This is a genomic window from Streptosporangium canum (assembly GCF_900113865.1).
GTDB lineage: Bacteria > Actinomycetota > Actinomycetes > Streptosporangiales > Streptosporangiaceae > Streptosporangium > Streptosporangium canum.
The window spans coordinates 14,743-34,727 of sequence record NZ_FOQY01000052.1 but is presented as its reverse complement, the minus strand read 5'-3'; the positions used below and the strand labels follow the sequence as shown (position 1 = coordinate 34,727).

The window sequence follows — 19,985 nt, the reverse complement described above, 5'->3', positions numbered from 1 at the left end:
TCCCAGTCAGCCCGGGAAAGGACGCCCCTCAGGTTGGACCCCCACGTGCTGGAAGGCAGCAAGTCAGCGCGGAGCCGCCCCTGCCTCAGGAGGGGGAGTCGCGAACCGGCCGCACGCGCACCGCCAGGATCGGTCGTGTCGAGAGAGGCGAGGCCGAGAGGCATGTGAGCCTCACGGTCGACCTGAAGCCCGTATTCCGCAATGAACCGATTGATGGGCCCCAGCTGGACGGCTTCACTGACCCCGAATGGGGCACAGAATTCCTCGGCGTCCTCTATCAGGACCTGTCCGAGACAGCCAGGAAGTCTTACGCTCTCATCCAGACGCCGATGTTCGTCGAAGAGTTCATCCTCGATCACACCCTTGATCCGGCGATGGAGCAGTTCGGTCTGGAGGGGCTCAGGCTGATCGACCCGGTATGCGGTTCCGGAACCTTCCTGCTCGGAGCATTCCGCCGGCTGCTGAACCGATGGAGGACAGCCGAGCCGAGCACCGACAACTGGGAGTTGATCCGGAGAGTCCTCGCGTCGATTCACGGCGTCGACCGGCACCCCTTCGCAGTGACGATCAGCCGGTTCCGGCTCCTCATCAGCGCGATGAAGGCAGCGGGAGCCGACAGGCTCCCCAACACCCTGGAGCTCCTCATGCCGGTCGCCACTGGCGACTCGCTCCTCGACGGCCGTAACGCGCCCAACCCCCGCCTCATGTCCATGAACGCTTCGGACGACGAGACGTACAGTCATTTCCCATCGGAAATCGGCCTGCTGGATGCTGGCAGCTATCACGTGGTCGTCGGCAACCCGCCATACATAACAGTCAAGAACAAAGCGGAGAACGAACGGTACCGCGAGGCTTACCCAAAGGTCTGTTCCGGGATGTACGCCCTGACAGTGCCGTTCGCGCAGCGGTTCTTCCAGTTCGCGCGCCCTGAGGATTCTTCCGGGCAGGGTGCGGGCTACATCGGCCAGCTGACCGCGAACAGCTTCATGAAGCGCGAGTTCGGCCGGAAACTGATCGAGGACTTCTTCCCGTCGGTCGACCTCACCAACGTGATCGACACCTCAGGGGCCTACATCCCCGGACACGGCACTCCGACCGTCATCCTGCTGGGAAGACAACGCCCCCCGCGCGGCGCCTCCCCTGTTGGCGCCGTCATTGGCATCCGGGGGGAGCCGGAGACTCCCGCAGATCCCGCAAGCGGACATGTGTGGCGGTCCATCGTGGATCAAGCCTCGGACCAGAACGGAAGCAACGGATGGACGCAGTTCCTGTGGCTGGACAGAAGCGTGCTGCGAACCTTCCCATGGAACCTCGCCGCCCCCACCACGACGGAGATCCTGCGGCGGATGGAGGGCGGCAGTCGGCTCGGAGACCGGGTGGCACGGATCGGCTACTTCGCCACCACCGGCTCCGATGACATCTTCACCGCGCCACCGGCCTCCTTCCGGAGAATCCATGTCGAAAAGCAACCCCTCGTCAAAGTGATCACCGGCTCCGAGGTGAGGGACTGGATCGTCCTGCCGGAAAGGGAGGCCTTCTTCCCCCGGCAGGACGCTCGGCAACCGGTGAACATCGAGCGGTTCCCGGAACATCTCGAACGACTCTGGCCCTACCGGACGGTCATGGGACACCGTATGAACCACTCCGGTGGCACCTACTTCAAGGCCGACCGCACGTGGTATGACTGGCATCACGTGACCGAGACGAGGGACGCCCACCCCTGGTCTATCGTCTTCCCCTGGGTCGCCACCCACACCCACTTCACCCTGCTGCGTGACCCTATTTTCCCTCTGCACTCTGCGCCGGTGATCAGGTTGCCGAAGATGGCCTGGGACGTCGACCACCAGCAACTGACCGCGCTACTCAACAGCTCCGCCGTCTGCTTCTGGCTCAAACAACACAGCCAGACCAAGGGACGGCCAGCCTCCGACCAGCCCGGAACAGGAACCGGCGAACCGTGGACCGCTTTCTATGAGTTCACCTCCACGCGCCTGGCGGACCTTCCGCTCCCCACCGACCGATGGTCGGCCGACCGATGGTCGATCCACGCGATGCGGTTGGACGACCTGGCCAACACTCTGATGGTGACCCTCCCTGCTGAGGTCATCCGGACCTGCCCGAAGCTGTCGCGGCAGGTACTGGCTGACGCCCGCGACCGGTGGGTGCGAACGAGAGAGACGATGATCGCGCTTCAGGAGGAGCTGGACTGGGAGATCTACGACCGATACGGCTTGCTGCCTGACACCGGCAAGATGATGACGGATGGAGAGCATGTCCCTCTCGTGAAGGCCGGTGAACGGGCCTTCGAAATCGTTCTGGCGAGAAAGGTCGCCGCGGGCACCGCCGCCACCACATGGTTCACACGCCACAACCTGAATCCGCTGACGGAGGTGCCGGGACACTGGCCATCCGTGTATCAGGAGATCGTGCATAGTCGCATCGACGCGATAGAGGCGGATCCCGCCCTGTGCGCCCTCGAGCAGCCGGAGTACAAGAGACGCTGGGCGAGCGAGGACTGGGACCACCTGCTGTTCGACGCCTTACGTGACTGGTTGCTCGACCGCTGCGAAACGCCCGAACTCTGGTACGAGCAACGGGACGGACTGCCTCACCCGCGCCCACTGACCATTCAGGAGCTATCGGATCTGCTCCAGGAGGATTCCGAGGTGCGTGAGGCCGCAAGCCTTTACGCTCCCGGCAAGCCCCTGAATAAGATCCTTCAGGATCTCGTCAGTGAGCACGAAGTTCCCTATCTCGCGGCGCTCCGCCTACGCGAGTCCGGGCTGCGTAAGCGTGCCGAATGGGAGAAGGTATGGGATCTTCAACGGGATGAGGACGAGCTGCGCCGCACAGGCAATGTCCATGCAGCCGACCAGCAGCGAGACTCCATTCCGGTGCCGCCCAAATATACGGCGAGTGATTTTCTGAAAGTCGCCTACTGGCGGCAACGCGGAAAATTCGACGTCCCCAACGAACGCTTCGTGTCCTACCCGGGGGTCGGCGATCGGGACAGTCCCCTGATCGGCTGGAGCGGATGGGAAAGCAGGGAGCGGGCTCACGTGTTGTGGCGTCTCGCCAACGAGTGGATCCCACCGAACAGTGAAGCCGTCGTCCCTCTCACAGCCGGTCTGTTCGAATTGTCACGCTGGCACAATCGTTCTCATTCCGATGACCAGCACTGGATTAAGACGTTCAACCGCGCCCTGGCTACGACGGATACCGAGGGCTTTCGGACATGGCGCCCGCCGAAGTCGAACCGGGGTCGGCCTCGGAAGAATTCATGATCACGCAGAGGCATCGCCCATCCGCCTCAGCAAGAAGCAGGGCTGGCGGGCAGCCCAACGGGACCTCAGCATCAAGAGCGGCGGCTTCGACGACCTCACCTGACCGGCGGAACCTGCCCACTGAGAAGGCGGCGGCGAGCATCCGCCCGAAGGCGTCGCCCTCGCTGTCGTGACTCAGGTACAACCCGCCGGTGTGTTCGTTGAGCTTCTACAGGTAGTCCTTCAGTTTCTTCTGGTCCTTCGTGTACGGCCCGGTCACCTTCTCGACCGCCGGCCGTGCGGCGGCCGGGTTGTTCCCCCGCGCGTACATCAGTCCGGCTGAGACCTTGCGAGAGTCCGCCATCCCCCATGCCGACGCCACCCCTGCCGGCCACTCGGCGGGGAACTCCCCCGCCGACAGCAAGGGCCCGGCACCAGAGTGGCCGGACGGATCCGGGCTCTGCATCGCGACCTTGATCGCATTCCCGATTAAATCGCCATAGACAAACACAAACTTATGCAACACCGGCTCGGACCCTACGCCGAGAAGAGCCGGGAGACGACGGGACTTCACCGAAATCTCGGTGGATCTCTGCGAGAGCGGGTATATTCGAGGAGTCGCGAAAGCGAGCACAAGCTAATCCGGGGCTTCATGCCCCTGAGGGCGCGGTCTTCGGACCGCGCCCTCTTTTTTCACCTCCCCCCGATCCGAGGTCGCTCCGCAATGAACGCGATCCCCGCCGGGCGTGACCCCCGATCCGGCTACTCCCGGCACGTCACGACCCGCATGCTCGACTTCACCAGCGCCACCACCCCGTGGACCCGCCGGCTGTGGGACGTCAGCTCCCTTCTCGCCTTGGAGGAGCTGCACGAGGCGGGTGTCTGGGTCGACCGCAGGGTCCTGTCGCAGGGGGCGGTCGACTGGCAGCGCCACGCCCTGGAGCGGTTCCTCGGCAACGACCCCGCGCTGGGCAGCCCGGCCTACCGGCGCGAGCTGCGGGAGTGCGTTACGACCACCCTGACGCTGGCCAGCGACGGCCGCCGCAAGCTTCGCCACCTCATCGACGTCGCCCGGCCCGGTTACCTGGACCGCTGGGCCGGCTGCGTCGCCGTCGACGACCCGCCCCGGCCCGAACTCGTCGCCAGAGCCGTCGCCTCCCACCTGCTCGACAGCGGGCACAGCCTCTTCGGGCTGCAGCGGTGGCTCCGCGACGGACGGCAGAGCCTCGCGGCCGTGGACCTGCTGACGGAGGCGGCGACGTTGCTCGCCACGCCCCCACACCGCTGGAGCGTCGTCGTCCCGTTCCACGCGCTGCACCGGCACGAGGAGCTGGCCGGGCACCTGCCCCACTGGCGGACGGCGGACGACACGTGGGCCATGATCGCCGAGGCGGGCCTCAAACCGCCGGAGCGGATCGTGGGCTCGCTGGCCTTCACCGTGGAGGCGCGCGACTCCGTCCGCGCGGTGGAGATCGCCTTCGACCTGGTCGAGCGGATGCAGGCCCGGGCCAGGTTCGCAGCCGGTGGGCCGGTGCTCCCGCTCGGAGAGGCCTACGTCGCCGGAGAGGCCAAGCCCCTCCCGCTGCAGCCGCCCGCCCGGGGAGCCCAGGTCCTCTCGCTGGCCGCCGAGCGCCAGCTCTACGTGGTCGGCGACGAGGTGCAGCGCTTCGGCGAGCACTCCAGGAGCACCGTCGACGACGCCCTGGAGATCGCCTCCGGGCTCAACCAGGGCCCTCTCGCCCCCGCGATCGCCGGAGGCTGGGCGGCACTGGAGTCACTGCTCACCGAGGCCCGCGACCCCGACGAGCGGGAGAAGGTGGTGGCCGCGGCCCGAGCGGCCGCCCTCGTCGCCGCCTCCTGGCCGCGTGCCGAGCTCACCGCGCTCTCCTACCGGATCCGCGAGGTGAAGGACGGTGACCTCGCCGCCCGCCTCGACGCCTGCGCCTCCAACCGGGAGCGGGCCGCGATGATCTCGGCTGAGCTGAGGAGCGGGGGCGCCCTCCCCCTCATCCGGTCCTGGCGGACCGGCAGCGACGCCGCCTGCGTCCTGCGCCTGCGTGAGCTGCTCACCGACGACCGGCGCGTGCTGGAGCGGGTGCGCGGCTACGTGGAGATGTCGCTGCGCCGGCTGTACCGCTGCCGCAACATCGTGCTGCACGGCGGCTCCACCGGGGGCGTCGCGCTCCCCGCCGCCCTCCGGGTGACCGCTCCGCTGGTCGGGGCGGCCCTCGACCGCCTCACCCACGCCCATCTGGTCACCGGGGTCGCGCCCATCGCCCTGGCCTCACGTGCCGAGACCGCCCTGCACATGGTCGGCGACGACCTCGGCCCGGACCTCTGCGACCTGCTCGAATGACCCCTGGCCTGGATTACGAGGCGGCGGAGCGGCGGTGGGCCTCGACCCACTTCGTGGAGATCCGCAGCGCGCCGAGGGCGCCGGGAGAGGGCCGGTCCTCGAGGTGCGGCATACCGCCGTGCTCGACGGGCAGCAGCAGCCACCGGGCGGCGGGCCGTGCGGTCGCCTTGTCCGCCAGGCGCTCCAGCACGCCCAGCCGGTCGTAGCGGGCCAGCGGCGCCGCCTCGACGACCAGCAGCGGCTGCGGATCCATGGCCAGCCGTTCCTCCAGTCCGGCCGCCGCGAGCGCGACGAGCCGCCTCAGGTTCGCGGCGTCCTGCGGGGCCGCGTCCGGGCGGTCGGAGCGGAGCACCAGCGACCAGTCCACGGTGAGCGAGTCGGCGGTCGTCCGCATCGCGGCGAGCAGTTCGGCGGTGACGTCGAGCACCTCGGCGCCGAACCGGGCGCTCAGCGCGGCGATGGCGTCGAGGTAGAGGCGGTAGTTCACGGCGAGCGTGACGAAGCCTCGTTCCCTCGACGACAGCGCCATGCGCCGCTCGAAGTCGGTGAACTCCCGGTCACCCGCGCTCCCGCTCGGGCTCGACCCCACCAGGCTCCTGGAGGAGGGGAGGATGGTGGGGAACATCCTGCGCGGCTCGTAGGTGCCCTGCTCCTGGGCGAAGACCAGTGGGACCCCGGCCTTCTTGAGGAGCGCGTTCAGCTCGGCCGGCTCCTTCCCCGGAGGACTCTCCGGGAACGCGCCGACCCTCGGGTAGCGGGCGCGGACCCGCGCCTTGAGCTGCTCGGGGTTCATGCCGTGGCGGACCACGCCGAGCGAGGACGCCATCTGCTCCAGGGCCAGGCGCGGGTCCAGCCCGTCGGGGTAGATCTCCCCGCGGCCGTTGGCGGCGGCTGTCCGCGAGGCCGCGGCGGCGAGCAGGGCCAGCCGCTCGGCGGGCAGCTCCGCCGCCCCCTGCGGCAGCCGTACCGTACGGAGCCTGGCCTCGGTGCGCGCGGCGGTGGGCAGCGGGGTCTCGGCGGCAAGCTGGTCGGCGGCCTTGCCCAGCCGTACGGCGTAGTCGAGCAGATCGGTGCCCGGCACGGCTTCGGGGTCGGTGGGCTTCTCCAGCGCGACGATCACCGACTCGTGGGAATGCCGCTGGAGGAGCCTGGCCTCCCCGCCGCGCTCGGTCTCGACCTCGACGGCGGCGCGGACCAGGCCGAGGGCCCGGCGCATCCACCGCTCTCCCGCGGCTTCGGGGCTGCGGGAGGCGAGCAGCGCCTCGGCGACGCCGGTCGCGGCGATCACGCCTCCGGCCTCCTCGACGATCTGCACGATCTCGTCGCGGACCTGGGTGAGACTTCTCCTGGGCCGCCACCCCTTGCGCGCCTTGGGAACGATCTGGCCGACTCGGCCCGCGGTGACTCCGGCCGCCCGTGCCAGCTCGGCGTTGCCCGGCCAGTCGGAGGCGGTCTCCTCCAGCCCGAGATAGAGCCGCAGCACCCGCGCCTCGGCGGAATCTCCGCGGAGGCTCTTCGGCACCAGGGAACCGAGCACCAAACCGACACCGCGGTCGGAGTCGCCCTGGAGATCGGCCACCTCGTGGGCCGCGGTGGCCGGTTGGAGCCGGCCGCGCCACTGCTTGGCCCTGCGCCGGATCTCCCGCTTGGTGGGGTCGGCCACTCCGGAGAGCCGGGAGAGCTCGAACGGCGAGCGGGCCAGCAGGTCCCGGACGGTCCTGACGTCGATGCGGTGCAGCGCGTCGACCGCGCGGGGGGTGAGACCCGACGAGGCGACGGCGGTGTCGAGGACCGCTCTGGCCGCCGTCTGGTCGAGCTCCTCGCCCGTCACCGGGTTGACGCTGGTCGGCGTGGCCGCGGCCGGTGGGACGGCCTCGAAAGCCGCCTGCCAGGCGATCCGCATCTCCTCGATCGACTCGTGCCTGGCCTTGACGTCACGCGAGAGCGCGCTGCGGAAGAAGGCGACCGGCCCGTCGCGGGCAGGTCCCGGCTCGAAGTCGCCGGGGTCGATCGTGACGTCTCCGTCGATCACCGCCGGGTGGCTGCCACCGGTGCCGTAGGTGGGGGTCCGGCCGGTGGCCATCTCGTAGAGGGTGACGGCCGCCGCGTAGCGCTCGGCCGCCGCGTCGTAGCGGCCGGTGGATCAGGTCGAAGAACGGGTCGAGGTAGGGCGGGGTGCCGACGCCGGTCTGCTCCAGCGGCGCCCGCGACAGGGAGAAGTCGAAGAGCGAGAGGTGCACCTCGCGGCTCTTGCCCCGCTCGCGGAAGGCGAGGTTGTCGGGCTTGAGGTCGCGGTGGTTGATCCCGGCGAGATCGAGCGCGGCGAGGATCTCCAGCAGGTCCCTGCCCCAGCGGCCGAGGAAGTCGAGCGAGAGCCGCCCCTCCCTGCGGATCATCGCCGCCAGGCTCTCCCGCCCGGCGTCCTCCAGGAGCAGCGCCGTACGGCCGCCGACGACCAGCGGTCCCTCCAGGCCGCGGGCGATTCGCGGCTCACGGGCCAGGTGCAGCACCTCGGACTCGTCCAGCAACCGCCGGCGAGCGCTGTCCTCGTCCAGTGCGACCTTCAGCACGGCCTGGCCGTGCTCGGGATCCCTGACGAGCAGAGCCAGTGCGGTGGACCCCTGACCGAGCCGCTGGACGACCTCGAACCGGCCCGGCTGCTCCCTGGTGCCGATCACCGCGCCGGGGGTCGCGTCCAGCGGGTCGACCCGCTGGGCGACCTCCTCCCGCAGGAGGAACTCCTGGATCAGGCTCTCCAGCTCCTGGACGAACCTCTCCGCCGACTCCGTCCGCAGGTCGACGTCGCCCGCCGTGGCGTTCCTGACCAGGTCGATCAACGTCTGCGACGCGCCGTCCAGCTCGACGCCGACGTCGAGGCCCCGCTCCCGGGTGAGTCGCTGCTGCAGTTCCTCGCCCGTGTCGGCGGGAGCGTTTCCCATGAAGATCAGAAACGACACGGAGCCGAGGCCGAAGACGTCGGCCAGAATCGGATCGGCGCCGGGGTCGTGGAGCGTCTCGGGGGCGAGGTATCCGTGGGCGGCCCGGTCGGTCAGTGCCTCGAGCGTCCGGGTGCCCGCGGCGTAGCTGCCGTATCCGGGAGAGCCCGGAGCCAGGCGCCCGGCGGTGTGCCAGTCGCGGACCCGCACGCCGTACCGGCCGTGGGCGAGGCTTCGCACGAAGACGGACAGCGGACTGAGCCTGCGGTGGACCAGCCTCCGGGAGTGCGCGTAGCGCAGCGTGTTGGCCAGCGTGCGGACCAGACGGATCCGCTGGTCGATGGAGAGCTCTGCCGCCTTCTGCATCAGGAAGTGGTCGAGCCGTACCTCGGTCGCGTCGTGGTCGAACACGACGGCGAGGCCGCGGTCGTGCTCGTAGAACTCGATGGCGCGGGCGATGCCCGGATGGTTGACGTTCTCCAGCGTGACGAACTCGCGCTTGGCGGCGCGGAGGGTCACGGCGCGCTCCTCCTCGGAGACGCTCCGGTCGACGAGGTAGAAGCGGACCCGCCGGACACTGTCCAGCATGGGGTGGCGGGCCAGGTAGTCCTGCCAGCCGGGCCCTTCGGCCAGGGGGGTGTCGGCCAGCTCCAGGTTGCCGACCCTGCGGTGCCGGACGCTGGGACGCACGCCCGCCTTGTCGATCAGCCGCGTCAGCTCGACCGAGCGTCTGCGGTCGACGGCGTTGCGGGGGTTGTCCGGTGTGACGGCCAGCCCGTCCGCGATGAGCTCGTCCAGACCCTCGGGGCCCTGGCCGTCGATCCGGTAGACGCCCTTCCTACCTCGGGCGGTGAGCCTGACCTCGGCCGTCGGCTGGTGGAGGACCACGCCCGCGTGCACGAACGGCAGGTCACGCCCGCCGGCGTCGATGAGGAGCTGCTTGAAGTGCTTGGCCTTGGTGTCGGCGAGGATGCGGGGGCTGTCCTCGGCCCTGCCGTTGTGGACCCAGGTCTGGTGATCGCCGACGATCCGGCCGGACCAGTGCTTGAGCTCCAGCAGGTGGATGCCGCCCTTGCCGATGACGAGGAGGTCGACCTCGTACTGGCGGCCGCTGCGGGTGGTGAAGGTGAAGTTGCTCCACACCCGGTAGGGATCCTCGTCATCGAGTCTGGCCTTGATCGCGGCGAGGCCGCCCCGCTCGAGGGTGTGCTCGGAAGGTGTGACCTCTACCCAGCGCTTGCTACGGACTCCACGCAGCCCTCCGTTCCTCGGCGCAGAGTCTAGTCCCGGAGGCGACTTTCCTTCCCGTGGTAATGCCCCCGGATCGCAACGGCCCGGAACCGGCCCAAGCGGCCGCCCACCGCGTCCCAGACGTTCTCGGCGGCGAGCGAGCCTCGGGCTTTCACGGCGAATATCGCCAGCCTTGATCGTTTACATGAGAAAGTGCCTTCGCAGGGAGCGCCCGCACCTCGGCGCACGGCTGCGCTTCACCGACCCGGGCGGGCACCGCTTCACCTGTTTCGCCACCAACACCAAGCAAGGTCAGCTCGCCGATCCGGCTCCGCATCGCCGCCCGATGGCCCTGGGCCACGCAGCTCATCACCGCCGTCACCCGCCTGCAAGCCCTGCCGGCGCCACCCTGACCAACGTCAAGCCGCCCCACCGACCAGGAAAGGACACCCACGGGTCCGTGGAACCCCGCTCACCCGGCGCGACAGCCGGGCCACCACGCTGACTAGGAAGAGAAATCACGCCTCAGCCAAATGCATTGGCCGACCACACGAAGATCACGAAAGATCGAGGTTAATCAACTGCACCTCGCCGAACAGCCCCCGATCTCACGAAATAGTGAAATACATCTAATATGATCTGAAAACGCTATATTTAGGAATCGAGGGCGTATCCGGGCAGCGCGAGAGTCTCGGTGTGACCAAGTGACACCCTTCACCACATCCCAGCTTCTCCGCTCTCCGCTCCCCGCCCTCCGCGGCATGCTGCATGACGGAGCCCGCAGAGCTGACAATCACCAGATATGACCATATGAAGAAAGATCGATACGGTTCTCGGCGTGTTGTGGAGATTCCGGATCTGGTGGGTGCTCGCCTTTGTCATGCCGGTGTGCGGGTTCGCCTACATGTGGGCTCAGCCCGCGCGCGGGTTCGGGATGTTTGGCTATATCCAGATGTGCCGGGGATATGAGTTCCATGACGCGGTGATGCCCTTCCTCTGGTCGGTCACCGCGCGGGTTCCGATGCTGTGGTACATGGGCCTCCCCGTCGTCGTCCTGAGCTTCGTCGCCTCGCTGGCCGCCGGCTGGTGCGAGCGGCCCCGGTGGGGGCGGGTGACCGGCCGGGTGATGGCCATGCTGCTGCTCGCCGCCTACGGGATCGCACCGGCGGCCTTCGCAGTGGACATGCTGATCGACCGGGGATGTTTCAGGACGTGGGGCGGCCGTGAGGGCGTGGAGATCTTCGTCCTGCCGAACGTGGCCCCGACGCTGACCGCCCTCTGCCTACTGCTGGCGGCCCGTCGGTGGCGGGAGCGCCGCGGAAGGCTCGTGCGCCGGACCGCGGTGGTGCTGGCACCGGCATGCCTGCTGCTGTTCCTGCCCGCCGCCGACCTGTCTCCCGGCCGCCTCACCTCCGCCGCGGAGTGCGGGCCGGCGCCCTCCTCGGCCGGCAGGGCGCGGGAGACCGGGGACCGGGCCTTCCTCTGCGCGGTACGGCGCACGACCCAGAAGCCGTTCAGCCGGATGCCCGACCGGGAACTGCTGGCCTACGGCCACCATCTGTGCGGGGTCCACATCCGCGCCGACGAGGCGGAGACCGCACGCCTCTGGGAGCGGAGCGGTGTCACGGTTCACGCGGTGGCAGGCGCTCTCATGACGATCTGCCCCAGCCTGGTGGCGACCGTACGCACGCAGGAGGAAGCCAGGAAGCTGGAGTCCGTCGTCCGGGAGGTCGAGGAAAGGCGTATGTGCGCGGAGGCGCCGCGGCACCGGCCGCTCGTCCCACCGGTCAAGGTGAGCAGGAAGCGGCTGTGGACCGACTACGGCGTGCTGGAGTCCTACGAGTACGCCGAGGGCGCCGAGGACCCCTTCGAAGACGGTCTGCTGGACATCACGCAGAAGAACGGGCTGGTGGCCACCCTGCCCGGCCACGCGATGGTGCGGGTCCACTCCGACTACCTCACCTGCGCGACCGCGGAGACCTACCGGCGACGGCCACCGGTGGAGACCAGGGGCTGGGATCACGTGGTGGAGGTCGGCTACCACAGCCCCGGCGGTGAGTTCGCGCTCGGCGACGCAATGGGCGGGAGCCGGCTGCCCAACCTGGCGTTCCTCGGCAAGGGCGACTACCGCATCCGGGTCCACTACCACGCGCCTCACTGGGAGGACGACTCCGACGACCCCCAGCAGCTCCTGATCATGGTGTTCCCGGGACGCGACAGCCGGACCGTCGTCCACCGCGAGCGGGTGAGGCGCTGACAGCCGACGCCACGATGCCTGCCAACCCAGAGCGCTTCGGTATCGACCTGAGACCACTTCCGTCTCCGCCATGGCGCCGAGAGGCGTCTCATGAAGTGAGGCCCCGCATCGAGCAGGTGAGGAATCATGGACGTTCTCGTGACGGTGGACGGCGACGACGACGAGCTCTCCCGCCGTCTGCTGGAGGATCTGCGCAGGACTGCCGCACATGAGAACAGGCTTCTGCCGCAGGTCGGCACCGCTGACGAGCAGGGCCGCGTCAGCGCCATGGACCGCACCCGTGAGTCGCTGCTCTTCTCCTTCGATCCCTCCGACATCCCCGCATTCGCTCATGCGATAGTCGTCTGGCTGCGTCATCAGACCGAATCCGGTTCTGCGCGGCCGGAACACGGCGTGGTCGTGAGCGTTTCCGCCAGGGGGAAGGAGATCAAGCTCTCCAGCACCGAGACGGTTTCGATCTCCGAACAGGCCCGGCGCATCGGTCAGCATCTCCGGACAGGGCAGGAAGGCGAACGGGAAGCTCTCTTCGAGAATCGGAAGAACCAGACACTCCAGTTGTATCGGGAGGACCCATCCCTACGGAAGCAGGAGTTGGAGCACTACCTGCTCCGGGCGCAGCAGCGGTATGAGCTGGCAATAGAGCTGGAGCGTGAGAGGGCGATCCAGGAGGAGCGGCAGCATGCGTTAGAGCATGAGCGTGAGAGCGCCGTCCGGGAGCAGCGGCAGCGTGCGTTAAAGCGTGAGAGCGAGCGCGCTGATCTGAGCGACCGGATGGAGATGCTTCGCATCCTCGTGGAGCGGGGACACCTGGACAGCCCCCTCACCGGAGCGGCCGAGGACATGCTCGCCGCCGTTGGGAAAGACTCCCGCGCGGAGGATTCCCTCCGGGAAGCACTGCGCACGCAGGCCGAGGCCATGGACGCGACTGCGGGCGCGGAACCGCCGAGGCAGGCGTGCGCTGTTCATGTGAGCGAGACCCAGGCGGGCCCGGCGGTGCGGGACGCGCTCGTCGACCTGGCCGCCGCGTTCGGATGGACGGCCGGACCCGACTCCAAGCCGATCATCGGATCCTTCTTCCAGCGGCTGACGATGTGGACCAGGGATGTGGCGACCTCGGCCACCACCAAGGAGATCGCCGAGGAGATCCGCCGTGGCGTCGAACTGGCCACCATCCACAGCCAGCAGGCCGACAATGACAGCCGGCAGGCGGAGGCCGTCGTCAAGCTGGTGCAGTCGCTGGAGGGCACCGACAAGGCGGTGATGCTCGTGGGCTCCATCCTGATCATGAAGGATGACGGCCGGCTCTCGGTCAGGACGCTGACCCGGCGGCAGCTCATGTTCCTCGATCGTCATGCCACCAGCGTCACCGACCCCGCCGCGGTCCTCCAGGCGCTGGACGAGTGCGCGCGCTCCCACCGCGCGGAGGCTCTGGAGCCTCCGCCCGTCGCGGCGTTTCGCGCGATCGAAGCCCGTCCGGACGACGATCTGTCTGCGACACCGCGATCCCCGCAGGAGCGGTGTCGGTCCGCACAGCCGCTTCACGCCGACCATCGTGCTCAAAAGGGGCCGACAAGTGTGTGGCCGCATCCGGGGAGTTCTGACGGGCCGGACCCGTGAGAACGGATAGATGCGCTGATGACGGGCACCGCGTACCCGGGTCGACCCCGGGCCGGGCGGTCGCGACAGAATGTGGCCTCATGGAAGCCCGTATCGCGATCGCCCCGTCCGCGGAGATCGGAGCGGCCTACGGCCGCGCCAACTCCCCCGGCCTCGACCTTCTCCGTGCCAACATCGAGAAGGCAGTGGCCGCCGGGGGCGGTGTCATCACGCCTCTGGACGAGGCCGACGGCCTGGTGTGGCTCATCCCCGGGGAGCCGGAGCAGCTCCGGCTGGCGCTGGACGGCCATCCCGGGATCGGGTGGGTGCAGTTCCCCTGGGCGGGGGTGGAGAAGTTCGCGACGGACGGCCTCTTCCGGCGTCCGGTGACCTTCACCTGCGCCAAGGGGTCGTTCGCCGGGCAGGTGAGCGAGCACGCGCTGATGTTGACGCTGGCCTGCCTGCGCAGTGTCGTACGGCAGGCGCGGACGCCGCACTGGTCTCCGGTCGATCCACGGTCCCTGCACGGCCGGCGGGTGACGATCCTGGGCGGCGGCGGCATCGCCACCGAGCTCGTCCGTCTCCTACAGCCTTTCGACTGCCATGTCCGGGTGATCCGCCGCAGGCCGGAGCAGGTCGAGGGCGCCAAGGAGACGCTGCCGCCCACGGCCCTGCACGCCGTACTCCCCGAGACCGACGTCCTGGTGCTGGCCCTCGCCCTCACCCCGGAGACCAGGCACGTCGTCGGCGCCGCCGAGCTGGCCCTGCTGCCGGCGGACGCCGTCGTGGTCAACGTCGCACGCGGCCCGCACATCGACACCGACGCGCTGGTCGAAGCCCTCCGGGACGGGACGATCTCCGCCGCCGGCCTGGACGTGACCGACCCCGAGCCGCTCCCCGAGGGACACCCCCTGTGGAGCGACCCCCGGGCCCTCATCACCTCACACTGCGCCGACTCCGCCGATTACGTCATGCGGATGCTCTGCGAACGGGTCGAACGGAACGTGCGCCACCTGCGGGAGGGCAGGCCGCTGGAAGGCCTGATCGACCCCGCCACGGGCTACTGACCACCCCGCCGGACCAAGAAAAGATCACTTCCGGGACGCGTCGGCTGCGAGCCGCGCCGGGTCGGCGGACCGGGATTCGCTCACGGTCCGAATGCGACCGGCATTCGGACCGGTGCTCCGCCGCGGGGCGACCGGCATTCGGACCTGTGCTCCGCCGTGGGGCGGACGGCGTGCGGAGGGGGTGCGGGGACCGGCGGCCACCCAGGTGTGACACCGTGGATGTACATCTCGCATCCCGTGAACCGCATGCGCCACCCCCACCGCAGGGGACGCCGACGCGAAGAGGAGAGATCATGTCGAAACCGCCGCTTCCCGAGGAAGCAGTCGCCATGCTGAAGAAGCCGAATCCCGCCGTCATCGCGACGCTCCGGTCCGACGGCCGGCCGGTGTCCACGGCCACCTGGTATCTCTGGGACGACGGCCGGATCCTGGTCAACATGGATGAGGGCCGCAAGCGGCTGAGCCACATACGCGACGATCCCCGGGTCACCCTCACCGTGCTCGACAAGGACGACTGGTACACGCACCTCAGCATCATCGGGCGCATCGCCGAAGTCCGCGACGACAAGGATCTGACCGACATCGACAGGCTGGCCCAGCAGTACCTCGGGAAGCCGTACCCGCGGCGGGACCGCGACCGGGTCAGCGCCTGGATCGAGATCGACAGCTGGCACGGCTGGGGCACGCTCAAGGACAACAGCCAGGTCGGCTGACGCCCACGCCCGCCCGACATCGACGGTTGAGATCGTTTCCGGCTGATCGAGGAGATCGGCCGCCGGCACGCCCGCGAGGCAGAGGCTCTGTGGAGCGCCCCGCCGTACGGCCTGGCGCGACAGCCGACCTCCCGGCAGGTCACAACGGATCACCTGACGAGGCTTCATCTTCCCCCTGAACAGGGCGGCCCCCTCGGCGGACCACCCCTCACGCTCACGCTGTTCCAGCCGGGCCTCCGGGGTCGCGCGCGTGCCCTATCTACGCGGAACTCCTCGCGCTGCTACGGTTCAAATGTCTTATTTGATCTTCGTTGAGGAGTGTGATCAGGATGCGAATCGTGAAGCTGGTAATGGCGGCCCTGACTTTGGCGGCCGCGGCGCTCGTGTCGACCGTTTCCGCAAGCCCGGCGCAGGCGGCCGATTGTTCGGGTTCGCTCATCGAGCACCTCCCCGTCGGATCACTCGGCTATCTGGACATCTACTACTCATCGTCGACAGGCAACAACTGCGCCCGTCTCAACTCCACCGGCTCGTCCTACGGCGAGTCCAAGTACATGAGCGTCCGGCTCAACGCCTGTAGCGCGAGCTCGACGTCGGTGTGCAACGTGCTCGACACCGACTCCGACAGCGGCTACTTCGAGTACTACGCCGGCCCCGTGACCGTGTACGGCAAGGGCCGTTGCCTCCGCGCGACCTACCAGATCAAGAGCATCAGCAAGATGACCCCCATCTTCCACTGCGGCTGACGGAATCCCCAGGTGCGGCACCGCGGTGCCGCACCTGGCACGCATCACACCGCACCTCACCACGACACCACCTCACCCAGCCACGCATCGGGGTTGACGACATGACGCCCCCTGGTCTCCACGGACGGGCAGCGCGCACAGGTCTCGTTCGTTGACAGGTGCGCCGGATGTCGAAATGATCACGCTTCCCGGCATATGAATCGGTCCATCCGGATTGCCCAACGACGGCCAGCAGTATCGAGGAGATGACATCGGGTGTCCGTGACGGACCAGGAGCTTGTCGCCGAGCTTCGCGAACTCGCCGACCACCCTCATCTGATGGCTCGCCAGGAGCAGCTACGCGATCTCGCGGACGCGATCGCCGACCCCGGCAAGGCCGAACGCTGGTGTGAGATCGACCTGTTCGCCGCCTTCTCCCCCGATGACACCATCCTCGTGGACGACGGACCGGCGGACACCACGCCCCAGCGGAGGAAACCGGGACGGCGTCGCGGGCTCGGCGCCGCCATCGGTCCCGCCCTCGTCTTCGTACCGATCTTCATCACGTGGCTCGGGCTGATGATGGCCACGGGCGCCTACGGCGACGTCCTCGAAGCCAACGGGATGGAAGCGGCTCGACGGCCTTTCCTCGAAATGTGGCAACAGGGCTTCGACGGCAGGCTGCCCGTGTTCTTCAAGTTCGACAACATCGCGCTCTGCACCCTCGCGGCCATCTTCTGCCTCATCCTCTGGACCGTCTTCGAGAACATCACGAGAAACACCAGAGAAGACGCCTCGGATCGGGACCTGGGGGTTCTCCGGGTCCGCCTCCGCGGGGCGATGACCCAGGCGAGTCTCGTGCTCAGCCAGGTCCGGCTCTCCTCTCCGGTCCGGTTCGGGGCCGAGCTCGGCAAGACGGCGGCCGACATCGGCTCCGTCGGCGCTACGGCGCGCAAGGTGCACACCGAGCTGGTCGAGGCGCTCACCCTGACCTTGGACGCCACGCGGAAGACCACGGACGCCCTGGCCGGCAGCGCGCTCGACGTGCGCGACGCCGTAGAACTCCTCGGCGGACGCCTGGCGACCATCAACAGCACCTGCGACGATCTCACCTCGGCGGTGTCGCGGGTCTCAGCCGTGATCGACAGCGCGGGATCCCGCACCGGCCAGGCCGTGACCAACGTCGGGAACCAGCTGTCGACGACCATCTCGCAGACCACCCTCGACCTGCGCCGTGCGTTCAACGACGAGTTCGTGCGATCCATGCGGTCGGTCCACAGCACCGTCTCCGGCCTGGACACCCAGGTCGGCAAGCTGGCCGACGCGACGGTGAGCATCGGCCACGCGGTCGACCGCGCGGCCGTCTCGATGGATTCCGTCGGCTCGTCGACGGAGAAGGCCGTCGACCTCCTCGGCGGGCGGGTCACCGACACCCTCGCCGGCGCGGCCGAGGATCTCCGCCGGACCTTCGGAAACACCAGTACGGAGATCCGGGAGGCTCTCGGAGACTGGTCGGCCACCGCAGGGGCCCACGCCTCCCGGATCGAACGCGTCTCCGACGCCTCGGGCAGGACGGTCGCCCTCATAGAGCAGACGCGGGACACGCTCGACCGGCTCCCCACCGCGCTCGCGAACGTTCTCGCCGACCTGCCGGCGAAGGATCTCACCGAGGGCGAGGTCACCGGCCTGCAGCAGGCGATCACGCGGCTGCGGCTCGTGGTCGACCGCGCGGCCGATGCCTTCGGGGCCCCTGCCTCCGGCGGCAGCCGCGACGACGGTCCGGCCCGGAGTCTCGGCGACAGCGGCGGCGACGGTCCCGAGGAGGCTCCACGCGGCGGAGGCCGCAGCGGTGAGGAGGCTCCACGCGGCGGAGGCCGCAGCGGTGAGGAGGCTCCACGCGGCGGAGGCCGCAGCGGTGAGGAGGCTCCACGCGGCGGTGGCCGCAGCACTTCCGGCGAGGCTCCATGCAGCGCCGGTGGCGGTTCCGGCGAGGCTCCCGGCGACGGTAGCGGCGGCGGAAACCGTAAAGGTGGAGGAAACCGTAAGGGCGGCGGAAACGGCCTCGGCGACGGCCTGAAGGCCCGTCAGAGGACCCCACGGTGACCCCCCGCCGCAGGACCTCCACCTCGACCCTGCTGGCCGGCTGGCTCTTCGCCGACCTGCTGCTCGGGCTCACGATCATCATGCTGGGAGCGCAGGCACCGCCTCTCTCGCCCGTCCGCCCTCTGGCGGACGCCACCCAGCCCCCGCCTGACCCCACTCAGCCCCGGCCGGAGGCCTCCCGGCCCCCGCCTGACCCCACCCGCCCCCAGCCGTCGGCCTCCCGGCCCCTGGCGGACGCCACCCGGCTCTCACCCGAGCCCGCCCCGTCTCCTGCGGAGGAGAGTCCCACCCCCGCCCGGCCGCCCAGTCCTTCGCCGGCTCCGTCTCCCTGCACCGGCCGTGTCGGAGGCGTCCGGGCGAAGCCGATCACGATCTCGTTCCAGGTCACCCCGGGCGCTCATGACGACATGCTGGCCGCACAGATCCGGCAAGAGCTGCGTAAGCACAGGGACCGCCTGGCCGGACAGCACGCCGGTATGGTTCTCACCTTCGCCGCCGACGGCGGCACCGGAGACGGCGTTCGCCTGGCCACGCGGGTCAACACGGCCATACGCGAGACGTACCCGCGCATTTTCGGGACGGCCGTGACGCGGAACTTCCACGACCTCGACGCACCGAGGGGATCGATCTCCATGGAGATCTACTCCGTGACCTACGGCTGCTCCTCCGGATCCGGAAACCCAGGATCACCTGATGAGTGAGCACCTCTCTTTCTCCGAGCCGAGCCTGCTCCGGCTGTTCACTTCCCCGAGCCCCGCGACGCTCATAACGTCTCCATCGCCGCGGAGGGGACACACCGTCAGATGTGCGTGCCGGGCTTGTTCGCGAACACCCAGCGATTGCTTGCCAGCGCGTCGTTCGGCTCAGGGCGTGGACCGCGACCGTGGTGGCGCGTGAAATCGAAGGGCGTGTGGATCGCGGTGGACCAGCCCCGCCCCCTCAAGTCGCCGACGGAGTCGGGACGCGGCTCCCCATCGAACAGGGCGAGCAGGTCGACGCCGATCTGCTGTCTGGCCGCGACATAGACGGGGCTGGCGCGGACCTCCGGAGACTCCGGCCCGAGCTTGACCTCGAAGGCCAGGGTGCTTCCGTCGGCGCTCAGGCGGTCCACGGTATCGATGAGACGCCGCTCGGCGTCCGGCGGGAGATAGAGCAGCAGCCCTTCGGCCAGCCACGCGGTCGGCACGGTCGGGTCGAAGCCCGTGCTCACCAGCGATCGGATCCAGTCGTCGCGCAGATCGACCGCGATCGGGCGGCGCGTGGCCGTCGGGACGGCGGCGAGGCCGTCGAGCACGTGGTGTTTGAACGCCAGGACGCCGTCGCGGTCGATCTCGTAGATGACCCGGCCCGGCGGCCAGTCGAGCCGGAAGGCTCGCGCGTCAAGGCCCGCGCCGAGCAGCACGACCTGCCGGGCGCCCGCGTGGGCGGAGCGGACGAGGAAGTCGTCGAGCACTCGGGTGCGCAGACCGAAATAGCGCCCCAGCCTGCCCCACAAGGGGTTCGCATCCCCGTCCGGCACCTCCGCCGGGCGGACCGGCCAGGCCGCGGACGCCCCGGCGGCACGCACGAAGTGCTCGGCGTAGGCGTCGCCGGCCAGGGCGTCGGGTCGGTGGGTCTCGATCGCCCGCGCGGCGGCGACCATGAGGGCGGTCAGTCCGACGCCGCCTTCGACACCGGTGTTCTGGGCACCTGGCACGCGTCCTCCTCTCCGGTTGGGGGCGCCCACGAGTCCGGGGCCC

At 69.2% G+C, this 19,985-nt stretch carries 12 protein-coding genes and 1 pseudogene; 9 read left to right on the top strand and 4 right to left on the bottom strand.

Features of this window, described 5'->3' with window-relative positions; translation table 11 throughout:
• Nucleotides 1-164 precede the first annotated feature (164 nt).
• The gene (gene pglX, locus BM085_RS40055) at nucleotides 165-3,284 is read left to right on the top strand and encodes a BREX-2 system adenine-specific DNA-methyltransferase PglX (RefSeq protein ID WP_093891983.1); all 3,120 of its coding nucleotides are present in this window, start codon (nucleotides 165-167) and stop codon (nucleotides 3,282-3,284) included.
• Nucleotides 3,285-3,492: 208 nt separating this feature from the next.
• On the opposite strand, the gene BM085_RS43960 is transcribed toward pglX, so the two are convergent.
• Nucleotides 3,493-3,789 (bottom strand): hypothetical protein, encoded by a 297-nt coding sequence (locus BM085_RS43960; RefSeq protein WP_143121293.1) that lies wholly within the window; start codon nucleotides 3,787-3,789, stop codon nucleotides 3,493-3,495.
• A 198-nt stretch (nucleotides 3,790-3,987) separates the two neighbouring features.
• On the opposite strand from BM085_RS43960, the gene BM085_RS40050 reads away from it, so the two are divergent.
• A complete protein-coding gene (locus tag BM085_RS40050; protein WP_093891982.1) occupies nucleotides 3,988-5,619 on the top strand; it encodes a hypothetical protein in 1,632 nt (543 codons plus the stop codon).
• Nucleotides 5,620-5,632: 13 nt separating this feature from the next.
• On the opposite strand, the gene BM085_RS47095 is transcribed toward BM085_RS40050, so the two are convergent.
• Both BM085_RS47095 and BM085_RS40045 read right to left on the bottom strand, forming a co-directional pair.
• A complete protein-coding gene (locus BM085_RS47095) occupies nucleotides 5,633-7,702 on the bottom strand; it encodes a serine/threonine-protein kinase (RefSeq protein WP_281249913.1) in 2,070 nt (689 codons plus the stop codon).
• Nucleotides 7,703-7,787: 85 nt separating this feature from the next.
• Nucleotides 7,788-9,734: pseudogene (locus BM085_RS40045) on the bottom strand (protein kinase domain-containing protein); the annotation flags it as partial.
• An 889-nt stretch (nucleotides 9,735-10,623) separates the two neighbouring features.
• On the opposite strand from BM085_RS40045, the gene BM085_RS40035 reads away from it, so the two are divergent.
• The 7 genes from BM085_RS40035 (at nucleotide 10,624) to BM085_RS40005 (ending at nucleotide 18,947) form a co-directional block, all read left to right on the top strand.
• The gene (locus BM085_RS40035) at nucleotides 10,624-12,042 is read left to right on the top strand and encodes a hypothetical protein (RefSeq protein ID WP_143121292.1); all 1,419 of its coding nucleotides are present in this window, start codon (nucleotides 10,624-10,626) and stop codon (nucleotides 12,040-12,042) included.
• Nucleotides 12,043-12,168: 126 nt separating this feature from the next.
• Nucleotides 12,169-13,659 carry a hypothetical protein gene (locus BM085_RS40030; protein WP_093891978.1) on the top strand — a complete coding sequence of 497 codons (1,491 nt, stop codon included), beginning with the start codon at nucleotides 12,169-12,171 and terminating at the stop codon, nucleotides 13,657-13,659.
• A gap of 80 nt (nucleotides 13,660-13,739) precedes the next feature.
• Nucleotides 13,740-14,705, top strand: coding sequence for a D-isomer specific 2-hydroxyacid dehydrogenase family protein (locus BM085_RS40025; protein ID WP_093891977.1), 966 nt, complete (start codon nucleotides 13,740-13,742; stop codon nucleotides 14,703-14,705).
• 293 nt (nucleotides 14,706-14,998) lie between these two features.
• The gene (locus BM085_RS40020; protein ID WP_093891976.1) at nucleotides 14,999-15,418 is read left to right on the top strand and encodes a PPOX class F420-dependent oxidoreductase; all 420 of its coding nucleotides are present in this window, start codon (nucleotides 14,999-15,001) and stop codon (nucleotides 15,416-15,418) included.
• Between the two features lie 338 nt (nucleotides 15,419-15,756).
• Nucleotides 15,757-16,164, top strand: coding sequence for a hypothetical protein (locus tag BM085_RS40015; protein ID WP_093891975.1), 408 nt, complete (start codon nucleotides 15,757-15,759; stop codon nucleotides 16,162-16,164).
• A 255-nt stretch (nucleotides 16,165-16,419) separates the two neighbouring features.
• The gene (locus tag BM085_RS40010; RefSeq protein ID WP_093891974.1) at nucleotides 16,420-18,246 is read left to right on the top strand and encodes a hypothetical protein; all 1,827 of its coding nucleotides are present in this window, start codon (nucleotides 16,420-16,422) and stop codon (nucleotides 18,244-18,246) included.
• The gene (locus BM085_RS40005; RefSeq protein ID WP_093891973.1) at nucleotides 18,243-18,947 is read left to right on the top strand and encodes a hypothetical protein; all 705 of its coding nucleotides are present in this window, start codon (nucleotides 18,243-18,245) and stop codon (nucleotides 18,945-18,947) included. Before BM085_RS40010 ends, BM085_RS40005 begins: the two co-directional genes overlap by 4 nt.
• A 98-nt stretch (nucleotides 18,948-19,045) precedes the next feature.
• On the opposite strand, the gene BM085_RS40000 is transcribed toward BM085_RS40005, so the two are convergent.
• Nucleotides 19,046-19,942, bottom strand: a complete 897-nt coding sequence (locus BM085_RS40000) for a class I SAM-dependent methyltransferase (protein ID WP_245789975.1) — start codon at nucleotides 19,940-19,942, stop codon at nucleotides 19,046-19,048.
• Between the last annotated feature and the right edge of the window lie 43 nt (nucleotides 19,943-19,985).

Coding starts and splice junctions, on each gene's coding strand:
- BM085_RS40050 (WP_093891982.1), top strand. CDS start 3,988: ATGAACGCGATCCCCGCCGGGCGTGACCCCCGATCCGGCTACTCCCGG.
- BM085_RS47095 (WP_281249913.1), bottom strand. CDS start 7,702: ATGGCCACCGGCCGGACCCCCACCTACGGCACCGGTGGCAGCCACCCG.
- BM085_RS40030 (WP_093891978.1), top strand. CDS start 12,169: ATGGACGTTCTCGTGACGGTGGACGGCGACGACGACGAGCTCTCCCGC.
- BM085_RS40025 (WP_093891977.1), top strand. CDS start 13,740: ATGGAAGCCCGTATCGCGATCGCCCCGTCCGCGGAGATCGGAGCGGCC.
- BM085_RS40020 (WP_093891976.1), top strand. CDS start 14,999: ATGTCGAAACCGCCGCTTCCCGAGGAAGCAGTCGCCATGCTGAAGAAG.